We start from the raw sequence: 19,513 nt of genomic DNA, 5'->3' as shown, positions 1-19,513 counted from the left end.
TAGCAGTTATGAAACATATTTTTTGGCAGTATCATCCGGTGATACATCTGATATTTTATATTGGGACAGTCCTGTCTGGAATGTTATTTATGCATCCGGCATTTTTAGCCTGCTCGATCATATTTTCTATCAGCTGTTATATGACAGTGGCAAAAGAAAAAAGAAGATTTCTATCGGGTATGCTGCTTGTGTTTCTGCTGCTATCCGTCTTAAATCCGGTATTTAATCCTTCCGGCAGCCATGTATTATTTACGTACATGGCAGGAAGGCATTATACCTTAGAGGCACTATGCTATGGAATGGCAATGGCAGCGATGTTTGTCACAGTGTTGACATGGTTTGCATCTTACCAGATCACGATGACGAGTGATAAATTTCTATACTGCTTTAGCAGGCTGCTGCCAGCCGTATCCATGGTACTTACTATGGTTTTACGGTTCCTTCCGCTATATGGCAGACATTTAAAAAAGATTGCGGATGCGAGAAAAGGAATCGGAAAATCAGCAGAAAATGGAACTTTAAAAGAACGCACAGAAGATGGTATGCTGTTAGTATCAGCACTCACTTCATGGGCATTAGAAGGCGGCATGGTCACATCATCTGCGATGTTAAGCCGCGGATATGGAAGTGGAAGCAGAACTTCTTTTTGTATTTATAAGTGGAGAGGCAAAGAGAAGTGTCTGCTTTTTGCTATGCTTGCAGATATCGTACTGATCGTGTATTGTATGATCAAAGGCGGTGCATTTGTCAGTTATCTGCCGGTATTAGAGATCGCAGACTTATCGGACGGCTATCGTATGGCAGGACTGATCGGTTATGCCGCATTTTTAGCAATCCCGACAGCAGCTTATGTAATGGAGGAAATAAGATGGTTCATTTTAAGATACAGGATGTAACATTTGCATATCCGGACACTACGGACAGACCGGCACTAGAGCATATCAATTTAGAGATCAGGCAGGGAGAATATGTAACAGTCTGTGGGGCAAGTGGAAGTGGAAAGACGACATTGCTCCGTCTGTTAAAAAGTGTTCTGACACCGCATGGAACATTATCCGGTGAGATCTTATTTTGCGGCAGACCATTACAGGAGGCGGATCTTAGGGAGCAGTCCTCAAAGATCGGTTATGTGATGCAGAATCCGGACAGCCAGATCGTAACAGATAAAGTATGGCATGAACTTGCATTCGGGTTAGAGAGTTTAGGATACGACCAGAAAACGATCCGGCTCCGGGTAGCAGAGATGGCAAGTTATTTTGGCATTGAACACTGGTTTTATAAAAACGTATCGGAATTATCCGGTGGGCAGAAACAGCTTTTAAATCTTGCATCTGTGATGGCAATGCAGCCGGAGGTATTGATCTTAGATGAACCGACAAGCCAGTTAGATCCGATCGCAGCGGCGGATTTTTTAAACACGGTAAAAAAAATCAATCGTGAACTGCGTACAACAGTGATCATTACAGAACACCGGTTAGAAGATATTTTTTATGCCTCAGATCAGGTGGTTGTCATGGAAAAGGGAAAGATCGCAGCAGTCGATACACCAAGAGCGGTCGGGGCATTTCTAAAAGAAGGAAACCATGAAATGCTTGCGGCACTCCCGACGCCGTTATTAGTGTATTATGGAGTAGAAGAACAGAAAAATTCAGCACCGCTTACCGTTCGGGAAGGTGCAGAATGGTTAGATACATTCTTTGCAGACAGAACATTAAAAGTCAGTGCATATGAAGCAGAAGCACCTTATGAGGAAGATGAGATCAAAGATCCGGCAGTAGAAGTAAAAGAACTCTATATGCGTTATGAAAAAAATGCACCGGATATCTTAAAAGGCGTATCATTTCGTGTGGAAAAGGGAACACTTTTTGCGATCGTCGGTGGAAACGGAACCGGAAAATCGACATTGTTAAAGAGTATCTGTGGTATCTGCCGTCCTTACAGTGGAAAAGTAAAGATCTTTGGAAAACGCATGGAGAAATACTGCAAGGGAGAATTATTTTCCGGAAACCTTGCCATGCTGCCACAAGATCCATTGAGTCTTTTTGTAAAGAAAACGGTAAGAGAAGATTTAGAGGAAATGACCACCGGAAAAAACAAAAAAGACAGGGAAGATGAGATCACCCGCATTGCGAAACTCTGTCAGATCACAGAACTGTTAGAAAAGCATCCATATGATAGTTCAGGAGGGGAACAGCAGAGAGCGGCATTGGCAAAAGTGCTGCTTACCCAACCGAAGATCTTGCTCTTAGATGAACCGACAAAGGGCATGGATGCAATTTTTAAAAAGCAGTTTGCAGATATTTTAAAAGAATTAAACAATCAGGGAATTACTATAATACTGGTATCCCATGATGTGGAATTTTGTGCAAAATATGCAGATACCGTCAGCATGTTTTTTGATGGAACGATATTGACAACGAATACACCGAGGAATTTCTTCTCGAAAAACAGTTTTTATACAACAGCAGCAAACCGGATGAGCCGGCACATTTTTGAAAATGCAGTAACCGATGGTGAGGTGATTGAATTATGTCAAAAGAACTTATAAACAGTCATTATTATATTGTCAGTACGCTTGTGATCTTAGCTGCGACAGGAATTTTTTTCCTGCAATACGAAAAGCAAAAACCGACAGTGAAGGATTTTGTGACGCTTGCAGTATTAAGTGCCGTTGCCGTGGTATCAAGGGCAGCATTTGCTATGGTGCCGCATTTTAAACCGATCACAGGCATCATTATGATCTGCGGGATCGCATTTGGCAGCGGGGCAGGTTTTTTTGTCGGAGTCATCAGTGCATTTGTCAGCAATTTCATCTTCGGACAGGGACCATGGACACCATGGCAGATGTTTGCTTATGGAATAGCCGGAGTCTGTGCAGGTTTCTTAAAAAAGCGGGAGATCCATACGATGCCGCAGGTGCTTTTGACAGCTGTCTATGGTTTCTTTGTGGTGTTGTTGATCGTAGGTCCGATCCTTGATACCGGCAGTTTATTTATGATGGCAAATGTCATTACCAAAGAAACAGCAGGAGCAGTCTATCTCTCAGGACTTCCGGTCAATGCGATCCATGGGGCGGCAACATTTATCACGTTACTTTTATTTTGCCGTCCGTTGTTAGAAAAATTAAACCGTATGAAACAAAAGTATGGCATTATGAATGAAAGGTAAACAGACAGATACGGATTCTTTACGAAAGGGGACAACATGAGATTTGATAATTATCATCCGGCAATCGAACTGCTGTATTTTACAGCAGTTTTTCTAATGACGATCTATTTTGACCATCCCATCTATGTCCTGATCTCTTTTGTGACGGCAGTTATCTATTCTGTGTATCTGCGTGGGAAAAAAGCAGCCGTATGTGATCTGCTGCTTTTAGCAGCCATGGCAGCTTATGCCATCTATTACGCATCTTATCATCATTTTGGCGTGACCGGATTAAAGACGAATTTTATTGGAAATCAGATCACACTTGAAGCATTTGCCTATGGCATGGTGACCGGCTGCCGTCTGATCACAGTTTTGATGTGGGGGAGCTGCCTGTATGTTTTAGTGACGACAGATAAGATCGTATTTCTGCTCGGACGCATCTCACCAAAACTGTCTTTGTATGTTTCCATCCTGTTTCGGAGTGTGCCGCAGATCATACAGCAGGCAAAAAAGATAGAAACGGCAAGAGAAGGCATCTATAAAGGCATACGTCAGGGAAATGCCTTTGAGCGGCTAAGTCATACAGCAGGAGTGCTATCCATTCTGATCACATGGACGATCGAAGATGCCATGGAGAAGGCAGCCGCTATGAAATGCAGGGGATATTCCCTAAAAGGACGAAGTGCATTTGCAATCTACCGCTTTGACAATCGGGACAGAAGCCTAGTGGTCGCAATGGCAGCGATGCTTACGATCCTTTTTATGGCTGTTATGTTTGAACAGACAACGATTTATTATGATCCGGTGATCGTGATGAATCCGGTCACACCGTTGTCAGTGGTATTTTATATCTGTTATGTGGGATTTTTGTGCCTGCCGGTGGGGCTAGAACAATGTAACTGCAAATATTATAGTTGAAAAAAATGTTGGAATATGGTATTTTATGAGAAATTAAATATGTAGTGAACAGGTGTCGGAAGAATCAGAGTATATGATGATTGGTTCCGGTGAAAAGGGAAACAGGTGCGAATCCTGTACGAACTCGTCACCGTAATTAGGGAGCAGATGCAAAAATGCCACTGGGAAACTGGGAAGGCGGCAGATGCGTTGATCTATAAGCCGGGAGACCTGCCTGTTTGCTGTACAGAAACGATTGTTTCAAACCACGAGTAAAAAGGTTGTACGTGTTAAGAGTACAAACCCTTTGTCTATAATCTGGATAGGGTTTATTTTTTGTGCATAAGAATATATCCCCCCAAAAAACAGTGATATCGTCTGGAATCGTTTTTGCAGGACTGCATATTTGATAAAAAATTAGCAGGAAACTGCGGAAATGAGGATAATATGAAGAAAAGAGCAGTAGCATTATTGATGGCAGCCTTAATTGGCACAGTAGGTATGACAGGATGCGGAAACAGTCAGACAGAAACCACAAAAGATACTGTAGAAGAAACTGTAAAGCAGGATGCGACAGAGGCAGAAGAAGCATTAGCTGAAACAGAAACAGAAGATGCAGATCAGGCAGCTGCAGATAAAGTGGCATCATTGATCGATGCGATTTATGTACAGGAGAGAACAGATGATACCGATGCACAGTGCGAGGAGGCAAAAGCTGCATGGAATGCACTTACCGATGCACAGAAAGAATTAGTAGAAGGCGAAAATGCTGATCCGGATTATTTTGGCAGAGATACAGGAGATGCTTCTTTAGATGATCCGCGTAATCAGGATGAGATCGGTGACAATGAGATCTTAGTTGTCAGCTTTGGTACATCTTTTAACGACAGCCGTGTGGCTGATGTCAAAGGCATTGAAGACGCAATTCAGGAAGCATTTCCTGACTGGTCAGTAAGAAGAGCTTTTACAGCACAGATCATTATCAACCATGTACAGGCGCGTGATGGAGAAAAGATTGATAACGTAGATCAGGCATTAGACCGTGCAGTATCTAACGGAGTGAAGAATCTGGTGATTCAGCCGACACATCTGATGCACGGTGCAGAATATGATGAACTGATGGAAACTGTTGATAATTACAAAGATAAATTTGAAACCGTAAAAATAGCAGAACCGCTGCTTGGTGAAGTTGGATCCGATGCAACTGTGATCAATGATGATAAAAAAGCAGTAGCAGAAACGCTTACAGCAGAGGCAGTCAAAGATTCCGGATATGACAGCTTAGATGCTGCAAAAGAAGATAAAACAGCTTATGTATTTATGGGACACGGAACGGCTCATGTGGCAAAGGTATCTTACAGCCAGATGCAGTCACAGATGAAAGAACTTGGTTATGATAATGTATTTATCGGAACTGTAGAAGGAGAACCGGAAGATACAGCCTGCGAAGCTGTTATCAAAGCGGCTGCTGATGCCGGTTATACAAAGATCGTACTTCGTCCGTTGATGGTTGTAGCCGGTGACCATGCAAACAATGATATGGCTGGCGAAGATGATGATTCATGGGTAAGCATGTTTAAAGCATCCGGTAACTTCGAGAGTGTAGATACCCAGATCCATGGTCTTGGTTCTGTGGATGCGATCCAGCAGATCTATGTTCAGCACACAACAAATGCAATCAATGAGTAATAGCAAGGAAGGTAATATAAGACATGAAAAAAAATCGGATCATAACTGCTGGTGCAGTCGTACTGGCGTGTATTTGGTTTGGAGGATGTGCTTCAAATGGCACAAAACAGGATTCTAAAACGGCAGATCAGTCAGCCGTTGTAGAAAATGCTGTAAATACAGAAACGATCGGTACAACGGAAAGCATGGAAGCTGATACAACAGAGCAGGACACAGAAGATACAGCAGTCTTAGCTGATGGAGTATATACAGCAGAGTTTCAGACAGACAGTTCCATGTTTCACGTCAGTGAAGCCTGTGAGGGAAAAGGAACGCTGACCGTTGAAAACGGAGAGATGACCATACATATTTCTCTTGCTTCTAAAAAGATCTTAAATCTATACTGCGGACTTGCAGAGGATGCAGCAAAAGAAGGAGCAGAGCTTCTGATGCCGACGGAAGATACCGTTACATATAGTGATGGCCTGACAGAAGAAGTATATGGATTTGATGTTCCGGTTCCTGCGATCGATCAGGAGTTTGATCTGGCATTGATTGGAACAAAAGGAAAATGGTACGACCATAAGGTCACAGTCTCTGATCCGCAGCCGGTCAGTGACGAACAGACGCAGGCAGGTGCAGCCGATGGATTAGAAGATGGCAGCTATACCGTAGAACTTACTTTTGAAGGCGGAAGCGGAAAGGCACAGATCTTATCTCCGGCAACGATTAATGTGGCAGATGGAAATGTGACAGCAACTGTTCAGTGGAGCAGTGAAAATTATGATTATATGATCGTAGGAGGAGAAAAATATCTTCCACTCAGTACCGAGGGAGGTTCAGTTTTTGAAATCCCTGTTTTGGCATTCGATGAACCAATGGATGTGATCGGAGATACTGTGGCAATGAGTAAGCCGCATGAGATTGAATATAAGATTACATTTTTATCAGATACGATCAAAGCTGTAGAATAAGAGGAAGATAATGTCAGGAAGAAAAAAGATAACAACAATATGCTGTTTATTTTTGATAGGACTGCTTTGGCTGTGCGGCTGTGGCAGTCCTTCTTCCGATTCAAAGACAGATGTGATGGCTGGATCGGAAAGCAGTGAACAGACAGAGCAGGCAGATGGTCTTGTATATGAAAGAAGTGCCGGTCTTTTGTATGCCAAAAATTTTTCCATAGATTATTATAAAGGCGGCTATAAGCTGTTAAAAATTACGGATGGTACAAAGATCCTTTTAGTACCGGAGGATAAAGAAGTACCGGAAAATATAGAAGAAGGTACGATCATACTAAAACAGCCGGTCAAAGATCTGTATCTGGTATCATCATCTGTCATGGATATTTTCAGCAAGTTAGAAGCATTAGATACGATACGGTTTTCAGGGCAGAAGGCAGAAAACTGGTATGTAAAAGATGCCCAGGAAGCTATGCAGAAGGGGGATATCTTATATGCAGGAAAATATGATAAACCGGATTATGAGCTGATCGTTTCACAAAATTGTTCTATGGCGATTGAAAATACGATGATCACACATTCACCGGAAGTCATTGAAATGTTAGAGGATTTTGGGATTCCTGTAATGACAGAATATTCCAGTTACGAATCGCATCCGTTAGGGCGTGTAGAATGGGTGAAGTTTTTTGGGGCACTGGTAGATAAAGAACAGAAAGCAGATGAGATTTTCAAGGAGCAGACAGCAATCTTAGAAAAAGTAACTGCGGCAGAGAAAACGGATAAGACAGTGGCATTTTTCTTTATTACTTCCAATGGCTTAGTACAGGTGCGCAGAACTTCGGATTATATTCCCAAAATGATCGAACTTGCAGGCGGCAAGTATATTTTTGATGATCCTGATGATGCAGAAACACACCGCTCTACCATGAATATGCAGATAGAGGAATTTTATGACCGGGCAAAAGATGCAGATTATATCATTTATAACAGCTCGATTGATGGTGGAGTGAAATCCATAGATGAACTGATCAGTAAGTGTTCGGTACTAAGTGATTTTAAGGCGGTGCAAAAAGGAAATGTCTGGTGCACGACAAATGATATGTACCAGCAGTCCATGTCGATCGGTTATCTGATCGAAGATATGCATGAAATGCTTCAGGGGGAAAGCGAAGAACAGATGAGATACCTTTTCCGGTTGAAGTAGTGGAGGAACAGTATGAAATGTGATAAAAAAATCAGATATCTGCTGGCTTTTTGTCTATTGCTGGCTGGTACACTGATATTTATTGTATTAAATGTATGTATAGGAACTGTAGCCATACCGTTAGAGGATATTTTAGCATCCATACAGGGATATGCCATTCAAAATGAGCGGATTCTGTGGGATATCCGGATGCCAAGAGCCGTGGCTGCACTTGTTTTAGGCGGAGCATTAGCCCTTGCAGGCTATCTGTTACAGACATTTTTTCATAATCCGATAGCAGGACCTTTTGTACTGGGGATTTCTTCCGGAGCAAAGATGGTTGTTGCTTTGGTTATGGTATTTCTGATGGGAAGGGCTTTTACAGTCAGTTCTGCTATATTGATCTTAGCAGCTTTTATAGGGGCAATGCTCTCTATGGGCTTTGTACTTGTGATGTCACATAAGGTAAATAATATGTCAATGTTAGTCGTTGCCGGAGTGATGATCGGCTATATCTGTTCGGCAGTTACGGAATTGATCGTAAACTTTGCAAGTGATGCAGAGATCGTAAATCTGCATAACTGGTCTAAGGGCAGCTTTTCCGGTATGACATGGGATCATGTTGCTGTTATGACAGGAGTCGTTGCAGTCACAGGCATTATCATATTTCTGTTAGCAAAACCGTTAAGTGCATATCAGTCAGGAGAATCTTATGCACAGAACATGGGGGTAAATATCCGCCTGCTTCGTATGGCACTCGTTGTCTTATCGAGTATTTTATCAGCATGTATTGTTGCATTTGCAGGGCCAATCTCCTTTGTAGGGATCGCAGTTCCCCATTTGATCAGGAATCTTTTAGGAACGGCAAAACCTATTCTGATGATACCTGCCTGTTTTTTAGGTGGGAGCGTGTTCTGTCTGTTCTGTGATCTGCTGGCGAGAACACTATCTGCACCGACAGAACTTAGTATCAGTACAGTTACGGCAATCTTTGGGGCACCGGTAGTCATATGGATCATGGTAAGAAGAAACAGGGAGAAAATGGCAGCATGAAGTATTATTTCAGGGCGGAAAAAATGAGTGTGGGTTATCAGAAACACCCATTGATCGAAAATATAGAGATTGCCTTACAAAAAGGAGAAATCTTAACACTGATCGGCCCGAATGGTGCCGGAAAATCAACCATTCTAAAAAGTATTGCAAGAGAACTTGCACTGATATGTGGAACTGTTTATATAGATGAAAAACAGATGGAAACCATGTCTGGTCAGGAACTGTCAAAAAATCTGGCGGTAGTATTCACAGAAAAACTCCGCAGTGAGATGATGACTTGTGAAGATGTAGTTGCAACGGGAAGGTATCCATATACAGGAAGATTTGGTATTCTTTCCCCAAAAGATCATCAGGTAGTAAAAGAAGCAATGGAATCAGTACATGTGACAGCTATCAAAGATCAGGATTTTAACCGTATCAGTGATGGGCAGAGACAGCGGGTCATGCTTGCCCGTGCGATCGCACAGGAACCGGAGATCATCATATTAGACGAACCAACGTCCTATTTAGATATCCGGTATAAGCTGGAATTTTTATCTGTTTTACAGGAGATGAGAAAGAAAAAGGGATTAACGGTGATCATGTCACTTCACGAATTAGAATTAGCAGAAAAAGTGTCTGATAAGATTCTTTGTGTGAATGGGAGATATGTAGACCGCTTTGGAAAACCGGAAGAAATATTTGTGCCGGGATATATAGCAGAATTATTTTCACTTTCCTCCGGCAGCTATGATGAGATCAATGGAAATATGGAACTTCCAGCCATAAAGGGGGATGCAGAGGTATTTGTGATCGCCGGAGGCGGAACAGGCAGGAATGTATATCGCAGGCTGCAGCGGAATGGGATACCGTTTGCGACAGGAATCCTTTTTCAAAACGACTTAGATTATCCGGCGGCAAAGGCACTGGCCACAGAGGTGATCTGTGCAGAATCTTTTGAACCGGTCACAGACAGGCAGTTAGAGCTGGCAAAGCAGAGATTACAGACATGTGATAACGTGATCTGTACAAAAGATTCTTTTGGAACATTTGAAAGTGCAAACCAGGAGTTGTTTGAATATGCGAAACAGTGTAAAAAACAGATAGAATTATCTTACCAGAATGAATGAGAGGCTTAACAAATGGCAAAAGTGATCATGGTACAGGGAACAATGTCAAATGCAGGCAAAAGTCTAATAGCAGCCGGCTTATGCAGGATCTTTAAACAGGACGGCTGCCGCACAGCACCTTTTAAATCGCAGAATATGGCATTAAATTCTTTTATCACAACTGAAGGGTTAGAAATGGGAAGGGCGCAGGTTATGCAGGCAGAGGCAGCAGGGATTGCACCTATGGTCTGCATGAATCCCATTCTGCTAAAGCCTACGAATCATACAGGATCGCAAGTGATCGTCAATGGAGAAGTCCTTGGCAATATGAGCGCTAGAGAATATTTTGCTTATAAAAAACAACTGATCCCGGATATTAAGAGAGCATTTCGTAAATTAGAGGAATATGCGGATATCATTGTGATCGAAGGTGCGGGCAGTCCGGCAGAGATCAATTTAAAAGAAAATGATATTGTCAATATGGGATTGGCAGAAATGGTAGATGCACCGGTTCTTTTAGTCGGAGATATTGACAGAGGCGGTGTCTTTGCACAGCTTTTAGGTACGCTGATGCTGTTAGAAGATAGCGAAAGAGAACGTGTAAAAGGACTTATCATCAATAAATTCCGTGGAGATAAATCCATTTTAGATCCGGGCGTCAAGATGCTTTATGAGAAGGGAAATGTTCCGGTAGTCGGAGTCGTCCCTTATATGGAATTAGCTTTAGAAGATGAAGACAGTCTGACCGAAAGATTTGATCAGAAAGAGGAAGGGCTGATCGATATAGCAGTCATTCACTATCCGAGGATATCAAACTTTACGGATTTTAATGTGTTTGAACAGATGCCGGAAGTCACTGTACGATATGTAACTTCAATCAGTGAACTGCATCATCCGGATATGATCTTTCTTCCGGGGAGTAAAAATACCATGGGAGATTTAAAGTGGATGCGTCAGAATGGCTTAGAAGCAGTCATCAAACGTATGGCAGAGGATATACCGGTTTTTGGTATCTGTGGCGGCTATCAGATGTCAGGATATGAAATATCAGATCCCTATCAGGTGGAAGAAGGGGGAAAGATCCGTGGCATGGAACTGCTGCCTGTGGTAACAGTATTACAGAGTGAGAAAAAACGATGCCAGACAAAGGGCAAGATAGGAATGTTAAAAGGATGTTTCCATGAACTTTTTGAATGTGAATATCAAGGATATGAGATCCATATGGGACAGACTTCTTATATGCTAAATAATTCAGTTCAGAACGTGTGTGAAAATGTCATATCCGAAAATGGAAAAAATGTCTATGGTTCCTATGTACATGGACTATTTGACCATGGAAATATTGCATATAGAATAGTAAAGATCCTTGCAGAAAAAAAGGGGATCAGGATAAAAGACGGCGTATTTGAGGATTATCAGGTGTTCAAAGAAAAGCAGTATGACAAGTTAGCCGATACACTGCGACGGTATCTGGATATGGAGGAGATCTATGGAATGCTTAGAGAAGCTCACTTGGAATAACTATACAAGAGAAGAATTAGAAAGAATTTCCATCAACAGTCCTGATGAAAAATCAGAAGAAATGGTGTATCGTAATTGGGATCAGATCGCAAAGCCGATCGACGGCATGGGAAAATTTGAAACATTAACCGCCCAGATTGGAGCGATCATGCATACAGATCAGATCGATATTTCAAAGAAAGCTGTGATCATCATGTGTGCCGACAATGGTATTGTAGAAGAAGGCATCAGCCAGTCAGGGCAGGAGGTGACACTTGCAGTTGCAAAATCTATGGGAAAAAAGCAGTCTTCGGTTGGCAGAATGGCAGAAACAGCCGGAGTAGAAACGATTCCTGTGGATATTGGGATCGCCAGCAAAGAGAAGATCAAAGGAGTGCTCGATCGAAAGATAAGATGCGGTACTAAAAATTTTAAAAAAGAGCCTGCAATGACAGAAGAAGAAACAATCCGTGCGATCACAGCCGGTATAGATCTTGTATATTGCTGTAAAGAGAAAGGGATAAAGATTCTTGCAACAGGTGAAATGGGAATTGGAAATACTACAACAAGCAGTGCAGTAACAGCCGCATTATTACAGTGCAAAGCAGATGAAGTCACCGGAAGGGGAGCCGGTCTGAGTGATGGAGGACTTTTGCGAAAACAGCATGTCATTACAGAGGCGATCCGCAACTATGATCTTTATCGTGCAGATGCACTTACGGTATTAAAGACGGTAGGAGGATTCGATATTGCCGGATTAGCCGGTGTCTGTATGGGTGGAGCCATTTATCATGTGCCCATTGTGCTTGATGGAGTGATCAGTATGGCAGCAGCACTTGTGGCAGAGAAGATACTTCCGGGAACAAGGGCATACCTGCTCCCGTCACACAAGGGAAAAGAACCTGCGGTCAGCCTGCTTTTAAAAGAATTAAAAATGGAACCTGTCATTGATGGCAATCTGGCATTAGGAGAAGGGACAGGAGCAGTTATGATGTTTGGGCTGCTTGATATGGCAATGAATGTCTACAACAGCAGAGTTGTATTTTCGGATATCCAGATAGAACAGTATCAGAGGTTTTAATGTTATGATGATCATGATCACAGGTGGCAGCGGAAGTGGAAAATCTTCATATGCAGAAGATTGTATTACAAAGATTTCAAAGAACTGCAAAAAATATTATATTGCAACCATGCAGGTATTTGATGAGGAAGGGAAACAGAGAATAGAGCGTCATAAGAATATGCGGAGCGGCAAGAATTTTAAGACCATCGAACAGCCTTGCAATGTGGAGAATGCCATTGAAAAAATGGATATCAAAGATCCGTCTAAGAGAACCGTTTTGTTAGAATGTATGTCAAATCTTCTCGCAAATGAAATGTTTTCTGATGAAACGATACAAGATCGTCATATGATCATGGACAAGATCACAGATGGTATCAGACAGTTGAAAAATGAAGTCAGGCATCTTGTGATCGTTACCAATAATGTATTTGAAGACGGAACTGTCTATGACGATGCAACAATGGAATATATCAAAATATTAGGATGCATCAATGAGCGGTTATCTGAGATTGCCGATCAGGTCATTGAAGTTGTTGTGGGGATTCCGGTCATTTTAAAGGAAGGGATGTAATATGCGGATAATAAAATCTATGATCATTGCATTTTCCATGTATTCTAAAATTCCCATGCCACAGTTTGCATGGAAAGATGAAGAAATGAAATATATGCTTTGTTTTTTCCCATGGGTAGGAGCGGTGATCGGAGGCTGTGTATACCTCTGGCAGATCGTCTGTGAGAAGTTTGCAGTTGGAATGGTCTGTTATACACTGATCGGAATGGCGATACCACTTATGATCACAGGTGGATTTCATGTCGATGGATTTATGGACACCATGGATGCATTTCATTCCTATCAGGAAAAGGAACAAAAATTAAATATCCTTAAAGATTCCCATATCGGTGCATTTGCAGTGATCACTTTAGGGATTTATGGGCTAGTCTATGCAGGGGCTTTTTCAGAGATCAAAAGCAGGGAGATCCTAAAGATCGTGTGTGCCGGATTTATGCTTGCAAGAGTTTTAAGCGGGATTGCGGTGGTTTCTTTTCCATCTGCAAAAGAAAATGGACTGTTATATCTGTTTGCCAGTAAAGCACAGAAAAATATCGTAAAAGCTGCTTTATATTTACAGGGAACAGGATGTCTTTTATTTATGCTGTGGCAGTCATTGATAGCAGGAATCTTAACAGCGGCAGCGGCAGGCGGTGCGTTTCTCTATTATTATGGCAGGACGAAAAAGGAACTAGGCGGAATTACCGGAGATACAGCCGGATATTTTGTGCTGGTCGCTGAAGGGTGTATGATGGTAATGGCAGCAGTTTTAGAAATAGTAAGATAGAGGAAGAAATATGGAATTAGTGATCGGTGGATATTCACAAGGAAAATTAAATTATGTTTTAAATAATTATGACAAGAACGCTTATCAGGTCTATGATGGGGCAAGTCTTGCTTTGGGTACATTAGAAAAGATTGCCACAGAAAATAAGGTGGTCATTCTTGATCATTTTCACTGCTGGGTAAAAGAGCGGATACGGCAGGGAGAAGATCCGGAAAGTGAGATCATGGATTTTTTGGATCAGAGGTTTGAGGATCTGGTCATTATCAGTGATGAGATCGGAAACGGGATCGTGCCGATGGATGCCTTTGAGAGAGAGTACAGGGAGAGAACGGGAAGGATACTTGTAATGGCAGCAAAAAGAGCAGATAAGGTGGTGCGTGTCATATGTGGGATTGGTCAGAGAATCAAATAGAACTGATCATGATCCGTCATGGAGCAACGAAGGCAAATGAAGAACACCGGTATTTAGGAAATACAGATGAGTCCTTAAGTGTACAGGGTATTACAATACTGCAAAAAGAAAAAAATAACGGAACATATCCGATGATTGACAAGTTATTTGCAAGTCCGATGAAGCGATGCATACAGACAGCAGAGATCTTGTATCCTGATATTCAACCAGTTATTGTACCGGATTGGCGGGAAATGGATTTTGGAGATTTTGAAGGAAAAAATTATCAGGATTTACAGGAAGACAGGAGATACCAGAAGTGGATCGACAGTAATGGAACGCTGCCGTTTCCAAATGGAGAAAGCAGGGCAACCTTTATAAAACGCTCGAAGCAGGGATTATATGCAATGTGTAAAGAACTTTCAAAGACTGTAAGATCAGCAGATATGAAATATGTAGTCATAGGAATGATCGTGCATGGTGGAACGATCATGGCTTTACTGAGCAGTTTTTATGGAGGAGAGTATTTTGATCACCAGACTGCAAATGGAAAAGGATATTGCTGTAAACTGTGCTGTGATGGGAAGCATATCCACTTTGAGGATTTAAGAGAATTATAGAAGGAGAATATCCATGAAATATCATATAACTGCTTTTTTTCTGGGATATCTGTTAGATCTGCTGTTAGGCGATCCCTACTGGCTTTTTCACCCGATCCGCCTGATCGGACATCTGATCTTAAGTCTGGAAAAAAAGCTGCATTTAACAGAAAAACAAAAAAATAAAAAGACAGAATTAAGGCATGGGATCTATCTGGTGGTTATAGTACTTATATTCACTGTTGGTGTGACAATGGCGATCCTGCTGGTGGCATATAGTATTCATCCGTATGCCGGGGTTTTCGTAGAAAGCATTATGACCTATCAGATCTTAGCTGTAAAATGTCTGAAAGTAGAAAGCATGAAGGTATATCAGGCATTAAAAACCGAAGGGATAGAGAAAGCAAGGCAGACAGTATCGATGATCGTAGGGAGAGATACGCAAGTCTTAGATGAAGAAGGAGTAGCAAAAGCAGCGATCGAAACAGTAGCAGAGAATACGTCCGATGGTGTCATTGCACCGATGCTCTATACAGCGGTCGGCGGCCCTGTTCTGGGATTTTTTTATAAAGCAGTCAATACTATGGATTCCATGGTAGGATATAAAAACGAAACATATCTGTATTTTGGCAGGGCGGCAGCGAAGTTAGATGATATCGTTAACTATCTGCCGGCAAGGATCAGTGCTTATCTGATGATAACTGCAGCATTTCTCGGTGGAAAGCAGTTTGACGGAAAAGCAGCTTATCAAATATATCAAAGAGATCATGGGAATCATGCAAGTCCTAATTCTGCACAGACAGAATCGGTATGTGCAGGTGCATTGGGACTGCAATTAGCAGGAGATGCCAGTTATTTTGGAAAAGTTGTAAAAAAACCATATATCGGAGATGCCATTCGAAAAGTGGAGTATGAAGATATCAGGCGGATCAACAAACTGATGTATCTTTCCGCATGGCTCTGTGAGATCATCTGTCTGGGAATTATGATAGCAGTCATGGTATTTTTAGAAGGGAAGTGATCGTCAGTGAAGAACGTACATGGTGGTGATATTTACAGAAACCGGATAGATCTTGATTTTTCTGTAAATATCAATCCGTCGGGTATTCCTAAAAGCGTGAAAGCCGCATTATATAAGGCAGTCGAAAGCTGTGATAAATATCCTGATATAGAAGCACAGGCGTTAAAAGAAGCCGTAAGCAGTACACTGTTGATCCCACAGGAGCAGCTGCTGTTTGGCAATGGGGCTTCTGAATTATTTATGGCAGCCGTCCACGCATTAAGACCAAAGAAAACCATGATCTTAGCTCCGTCCTTTTATGGTTATGAATATGCCGCAAAAGCAGTCGGAAGTGAAGTGATCTATTTTTTCCTAAAACAAGAAAATGATTTTTTACCACAGGAAGGCCTCTTAGAAGCTTTAAATGAAAAGATCGATCTTCTGATCCTTGGAAATCCGAACAATCCTACTGGAAAGAAGTTAGATCAGACGTATTTAAGGTGTTTGTTAGAACATTGCAGAGAGAAAAACATCACGGTGGTCTTAGATGAATGTTTTATTGAATTTTGCGAAGGGGAATGTTCTATAATCTCTGAAAGTAAGGAATATGAACATCTTCTGATCGTCCGGGCATTTACAAAGATCTATGCAATTCCGGGAGTAAGACTTGGCTATCTGATCGGCAGCGATCCCCTCCTTTTAGAAAAGATCAAAAGACATCTGCCGGAATGGAATCTTTCCACATTTGCACAAAAAGCAGGGATCGCATGTGTGAAAGAGCATGGGTATATAGAGGAAACCATAAAGTATCTTAAGGATGAAAGAGAATATCTTATAAAAGAGTTGCGTGCAATGGGGATCATGGTATTTGCAGGGGAGGCAGATTTTATCCTGATCTATACGAAGAAACCATTGTATGCATATTTATTAACACAAGGCATTTTGATCCGGGACTGCAGAAATTTTAAAGGTCTGACAGAAGGATATTACCGGATTGCCATAAAGAGCCATAAAGACAATCAGAGATTATTGAAAGCGATAGGTGAATGTAATGAATAGAATAGAACAATTGCTTCCGGAAGAAATTGAAAAGAGAAGTTTTGAGATCATTTCAGAAGAATTAGATCATATGGGTGTGATACTGCCGGAAGATGAGGCGATGATCACGAAAAGAGTGATCCATACCAGTGCGGATTTTGAATATACAAAAACGCTTACATTTTCAAAAGATGCAGTGGCAATCGCAAAGGAACTGATCGTAAATGGTGCAGATATCGTAACAGATACAAATATGGCATTTTCAGGTATCAATAAAAAGGCTCTTTCCCGTTTTGGTGGAGAAGTACACTGTTATATGGCAGATGAAACCGTAGCAAAACTGGCAAAGGAAAGGGGCTGTACCAGAGCCACCGTGAGTATGGAGATGGCATCTGAAATAGAAAAACCTGTGATCTTTGCGATTGGCAATGCACCGACAGCTTTGATACAGCTCTATAACATGATGCAGACTAAACAGTGGAAACCGGCATTTGTCATCGGTGTTCCGGTTGGATTTGTAAATGTAGAAGCAGCAAAAGAACTGATCATGGAAACAGAGCTCCCATATATTGTCAATCGGGGAAGAAAGGGTGGAAGCAATATTGCGGCAGCAATTTGTAATGCTTTGATCTATGAACTGACAAGAAATCATCAGTAATTTTAAAAAGATAAGAGGATGAAACGGATGCGGTATGGTTTTACAACGGGGAGCTGTGCAGCAGCAGCGGCAAAAGCAGCAGCATATATGCTCTTAAGCGGCAGAAATAAAACATCGATTACAATAGAAACTCCAAAGGGCATAACGTTTACTGCTAAGATTTTAGATATCAGGCGAAGTGAACATGAAGTAAGCTGTGCAGTAGAAAAGGACGGGGGAGATGATCCTGATATCACAACAGGAGCGTTGATCTATGCAAAAGTTTCTTTTGAGGGAGAAGATATCCTTACAAAGCAGGCAAGCCCGGAAGTATTCATTGATGGTGGAATCGGAGTAGGGCGCGTGACAAAACCCGGTTTAGACCAGCCGGTCGGCAATGCGGCGATCAACCATGTACCGAGGGAAATGATCACGAAAGAGGTATTGCAGGTATGTAAACTTTTGGATTATCAGGGAAATCTAAACGTTGAGATCATGGTGCCGGATGGCATACAGCTTGCAGAACAGACATTCAATCCCAGACTTGGCATCATAGGCGGAATTTCGATTCTTGGAACGAGCGGGATCGTGGAACCTATGAGCAATCAGGCAATCTTAGATACGATCCGGGTGGAATTAAAACAGAGAAGGGCACAAGGATATGATCATGTGGCGGTTTCTCCCGGTAATTATGGATTGGACTTTATGAAAAAAACATATGGCTATGATTTAGATAAAAGTGTTAAATGCAGTAATTTTGTGGGCGCCACGATTGATATGGCAGTAGAATTGGGATTTCAGAAAATGCTCTTTACCGGACATATCGGTAAATTGATCAAAGTGGCAGGTGGTATTATGAATACACATTCCAGGGAAGGGGACTGCAGAATGGAATTATTAGCTGCCTTTGCCATTCAAAATGGTGTAGAAACAGAGCAGGTATGCAGGATCTTAGAATGTGTGACGACAGAAGAAGCTGTACGCATTTTAAAAGAATGTGGAAAGCAAAAACAGGTCATGGATCAGGCAATGGAGCGGATTTGTTATTATCTGGATAAACGTGCAAATGGAAAGATGAAGATCGATTGTATCATGTATTCGAATGAATTTGGAGAATTAGCAAAAAGTAAGGAGGTTTTTGAATGGTTTACTTTGTTGGTGCAGGAACAGGAGCCGTAGATCTGATCACAGTCAGGGGAATGAGACTGCTTGAAGATGCCGATGTGATCATCTATGCAGGCTCTTTAGTGAACGCAGAACTATTAGAGTATGCAAAAGCGGAATGTGAAATATATAACAGTGCAAAGATGACATTAGATGAAGTGATCGAAGTGATGAAGCAGGCACAGGCAGAAGGAAAAATGCTTGTCAGATTACATACAGGTGATCCGAGTATTTATGGTGCCATTAGAGAACAGATGGATGCACTGGATACAGCGGGCATCGAATATGAGAGCTGTCCGGGAGTGAGTGCCTGTTTTGGTGCGGCGGCGTCCTTGAATTTAGAATATACACTGCCGGGAATCTCACAGTCATTGATCATTACAAGAATGGAGGGAAAGACAAAAGTTCCCCCGAAGGAAAGTATCGAAAGTTTTGCCATGCATCAGGCATCAATGGCAGTCTATTTAAGTACAGGAATGTTAGCAGAATTAAGTGAAAAACTGATCGCAGGAGGATATAGAAAAGAAACACCGGCAGCACTTGTTTACAAAGCGACATGGAAAGAGGAGCAGGCATATGTCTGTACGATAGAAACTTTACAGAAAACGGCAGCAGAGCATGGGATCACAAAGACTGCCATCGTATTAGTGGGAGATGCGATCGCACATCTGCATTATCATAAGTCGAGATTGTATGCACCGGATTTTTCAACAGAATACAGACAGGCAAAGGAAACAGAGTATGGGACTAAGAATCATTAGTTTTACGGAGCAGGGGTTACAA

Annotated in this window: 20 protein-coding genes and 1 riboswitch; all 20 genes read left to right on the top strand. The window is 41.8% G+C overall.

Features of this window, described 5'->3' with window-relative positions; translation table 11 throughout:
* Positions 1 to 8 precede the first annotated feature (8 nt).
* The 20 genes from H8S17_RS08430 to cobM all read left to right on the top strand — a co-directional run bounded on the left by H8S17_RS08430 (position 9) and on the right by cobM (position 19,491).
* On the top strand, positions 9 to 896 hold the full coding sequence (locus tag H8S17_RS08430) for an energy-coupling factor transporter transmembrane component T (protein ID WP_186866962.1): 888 nt from the start codon (positions 9 to 11) through the stop codon (positions 894 to 896).
* Positions 869 to 2,548, top strand: a complete 1,680-nt coding sequence (locus H8S17_RS08425; protein ID WP_186866961.1) for an ABC transporter ATP-binding protein — start codon at positions 869 to 871, stop codon at positions 2,546 to 2,548. The genes H8S17_RS08430 and H8S17_RS08425 overlap by 28 nt, the downstream gene beginning before the upstream one ends.
* Positions 2,530 to 3,168, top strand: coding sequence for an ECF transporter S component (locus tag H8S17_RS08420; protein ID WP_186866960.1), 639 nt, complete (start codon positions 2,530 to 2,532; stop codon positions 3,166 to 3,168). The genes H8S17_RS08425 and H8S17_RS08420 overlap by 19 nt, the downstream gene beginning before the upstream one ends.
* Before the next feature lie 36 nt (positions 3,169 to 3,204).
* Positions 3,205 to 4,068 (top strand): energy-coupling factor transporter transmembrane component T, encoded by an 864-nt coding sequence (locus tag H8S17_RS08415; protein ID WP_186866959.1) that lies wholly within the window; start codon positions 3,205 to 3,207, stop codon positions 4,066 to 4,068.
* 33 nt (positions 4,069 to 4,101) lie between these two features.
* Positions 4,102 to 4,300, top strand: a riboswitch (cobalamin riboswitch).
* A gap of 194 nt (positions 4,301 to 4,494) precedes the next feature.
* Positions 4,495 to 5,736, top strand: coding sequence for a sirohydrochlorin cobaltochelatase (locus H8S17_RS08410; protein ID WP_186866958.1), 1,242 nt, complete (start codon positions 4,495 to 4,497; stop codon positions 5,734 to 5,736).
* 23 nt (positions 5,737 to 5,759) lie between these two features.
* A complete protein-coding gene (locus H8S17_RS08405) occupies positions 5,760 to 6,689 on the top strand; it encodes an iron transporter (protein ID WP_186866957.1) in 930 nt (309 codons plus the stop codon).
* 10 nt (positions 6,690 to 6,699) lie between these two features.
* Positions 6,700 to 7,881, top strand: coding sequence for an ABC transporter substrate-binding protein (locus H8S17_RS08400; protein ID WP_186866956.1), 1,182 nt, complete (start codon positions 6,700 to 6,702; stop codon positions 7,879 to 7,881).
* Positions 7,882 to 7,893: 12 nt separating this feature from the next.
* Positions 7,894 to 8,913 (top strand): FecCD family ABC transporter permease, encoded by a 1,020-nt coding sequence (locus tag H8S17_RS08395; protein WP_186866955.1) that lies wholly within the window; start codon positions 7,894 to 7,896, stop codon positions 8,911 to 8,913.
* Positions 8,871 to 10,022, top strand: coding sequence for an ABC transporter ATP-binding protein (locus H8S17_RS08390; protein WP_243238016.1), 1,152 nt, complete (start codon positions 8,871 to 8,873; stop codon positions 10,020 to 10,022). Before H8S17_RS08395 ends, H8S17_RS08390 begins: the two co-directional genes overlap by 43 nt.
* A gap of 12 nt (positions 10,023 to 10,034) precedes the next feature.
* Entirely contained in the window at positions 10,035 to 11,522 is a 1,488-nt protein-coding gene (locus H8S17_RS08385) for a cobyric acid synthase (RefSeq protein ID WP_186866954.1), read from the top strand.
* Positions 11,491 to 12,582, top strand: a complete 1,092-nt coding sequence (cobT, locus tag H8S17_RS08380; RefSeq protein ID WP_186866953.1) for a nicotinate-nucleotide--dimethylbenzimidazole phosphoribosyltransferase — start codon at positions 11,491 to 11,493, stop codon at positions 12,580 to 12,582. Before H8S17_RS08385 ends, cobT begins: the two co-directional genes overlap by 32 nt.
* Before the next feature lie 4 nt (positions 12,583 to 12,586).
* The gene (locus H8S17_RS08375; protein ID WP_186866952.1) at positions 12,587 to 13,135 is read left to right on the top strand and encodes a bifunctional adenosylcobinamide kinase/adenosylcobinamide-phosphate guanylyltransferase; all 549 of its coding nucleotides are present in this window, start codon (positions 12,587 to 12,589) and stop codon (positions 13,133 to 13,135) included.
* A 1-nt stretch (position 13,136) separates the two neighbouring features.
* Complete coding sequence (locus tag H8S17_RS08370; RefSeq protein WP_186866951.1) at positions 13,137 to 13,901, top strand: adenosylcobinamide-GDP ribazoletransferase; 765 nt, start codon at positions 13,137 to 13,139, stop codon at positions 13,899 to 13,901.
* Positions 13,902 to 13,911: 10 nt separating this feature from the next.
* Positions 13,912 to 14,313, top strand: coding sequence for a bifunctional adenosylcobinamide kinase/adenosylcobinamide-phosphate guanylyltransferase (locus H8S17_RS08365; RefSeq protein WP_186866950.1), 402 nt, complete (start codon positions 13,912 to 13,914; stop codon positions 14,311 to 14,313).
* Positions 14,286 to 14,912, top strand: coding sequence for a histidine phosphatase family protein (locus tag H8S17_RS08360; RefSeq protein ID WP_207723387.1), 627 nt, complete (start codon positions 14,286 to 14,288; stop codon positions 14,910 to 14,912). Before H8S17_RS08365 ends, H8S17_RS08360 begins: the two co-directional genes overlap by 28 nt.
* A gap of 13 nt (positions 14,913 to 14,925) precedes the next feature.
* Positions 14,926 to 15,912, top strand: coding sequence for an adenosylcobinamide-phosphate synthase CbiB (gene cbiB, locus H8S17_RS08355; protein ID WP_186866949.1), 987 nt, complete (start codon positions 14,926 to 14,928; stop codon positions 15,910 to 15,912).
* A 6-nt stretch (positions 15,913 to 15,918) separates the two neighbouring features.
* Complete coding sequence (locus tag H8S17_RS08350; protein ID WP_186866948.1) at positions 15,919 to 16,950, top strand: pyridoxal phosphate-dependent aminotransferase; 1,032 nt, start codon at positions 15,919 to 15,921, stop codon at positions 16,948 to 16,950.
* Positions 16,943 to 17,587, top strand: a complete 645-nt coding sequence (locus H8S17_RS08345) for a precorrin-8X methylmutase (RefSeq protein ID WP_186866947.1) — start codon at positions 16,943 to 16,945, stop codon at positions 17,585 to 17,587. Before H8S17_RS08350 ends, H8S17_RS08345 begins: the two co-directional genes overlap by 8 nt.
* Before the next feature lie 27 nt (positions 17,588 to 17,614).
* Positions 17,615 to 18,745, top strand: coding sequence for a cobalt-precorrin-5B (C(1))-methyltransferase CbiD (gene cbiD, locus H8S17_RS08340; RefSeq protein WP_186866946.1), 1,131 nt, complete (start codon positions 17,615 to 17,617; stop codon positions 18,743 to 18,745).
* Positions 18,709 to 19,491: a precorrin-4 C(11)-methyltransferase gene (cobM, locus tag H8S17_RS08335; RefSeq protein WP_186866945.1), complete on the top strand. Its 783-nt coding sequence runs from the start codon at positions 18,709 to 18,711 to the stop codon at positions 19,489 to 19,491. Before cbiD ends, cobM begins: the two co-directional genes overlap by 37 nt.
* The last annotated feature ends 22 nt before the right edge of the window (positions 19,492 to 19,513 follow it).

The organism is Roseburia zhanii (genome assembly GCF_014287635.1).
GTDB lineage: Bacteria > Bacillota > Clostridia > Lachnospirales > Lachnospiraceae > Roseburia_B > Roseburia_B zhanii.
Note: the sequence above shows the minus strand (reverse complement) of the source record. Positions and strands in the feature narration are given on the sequence as shown.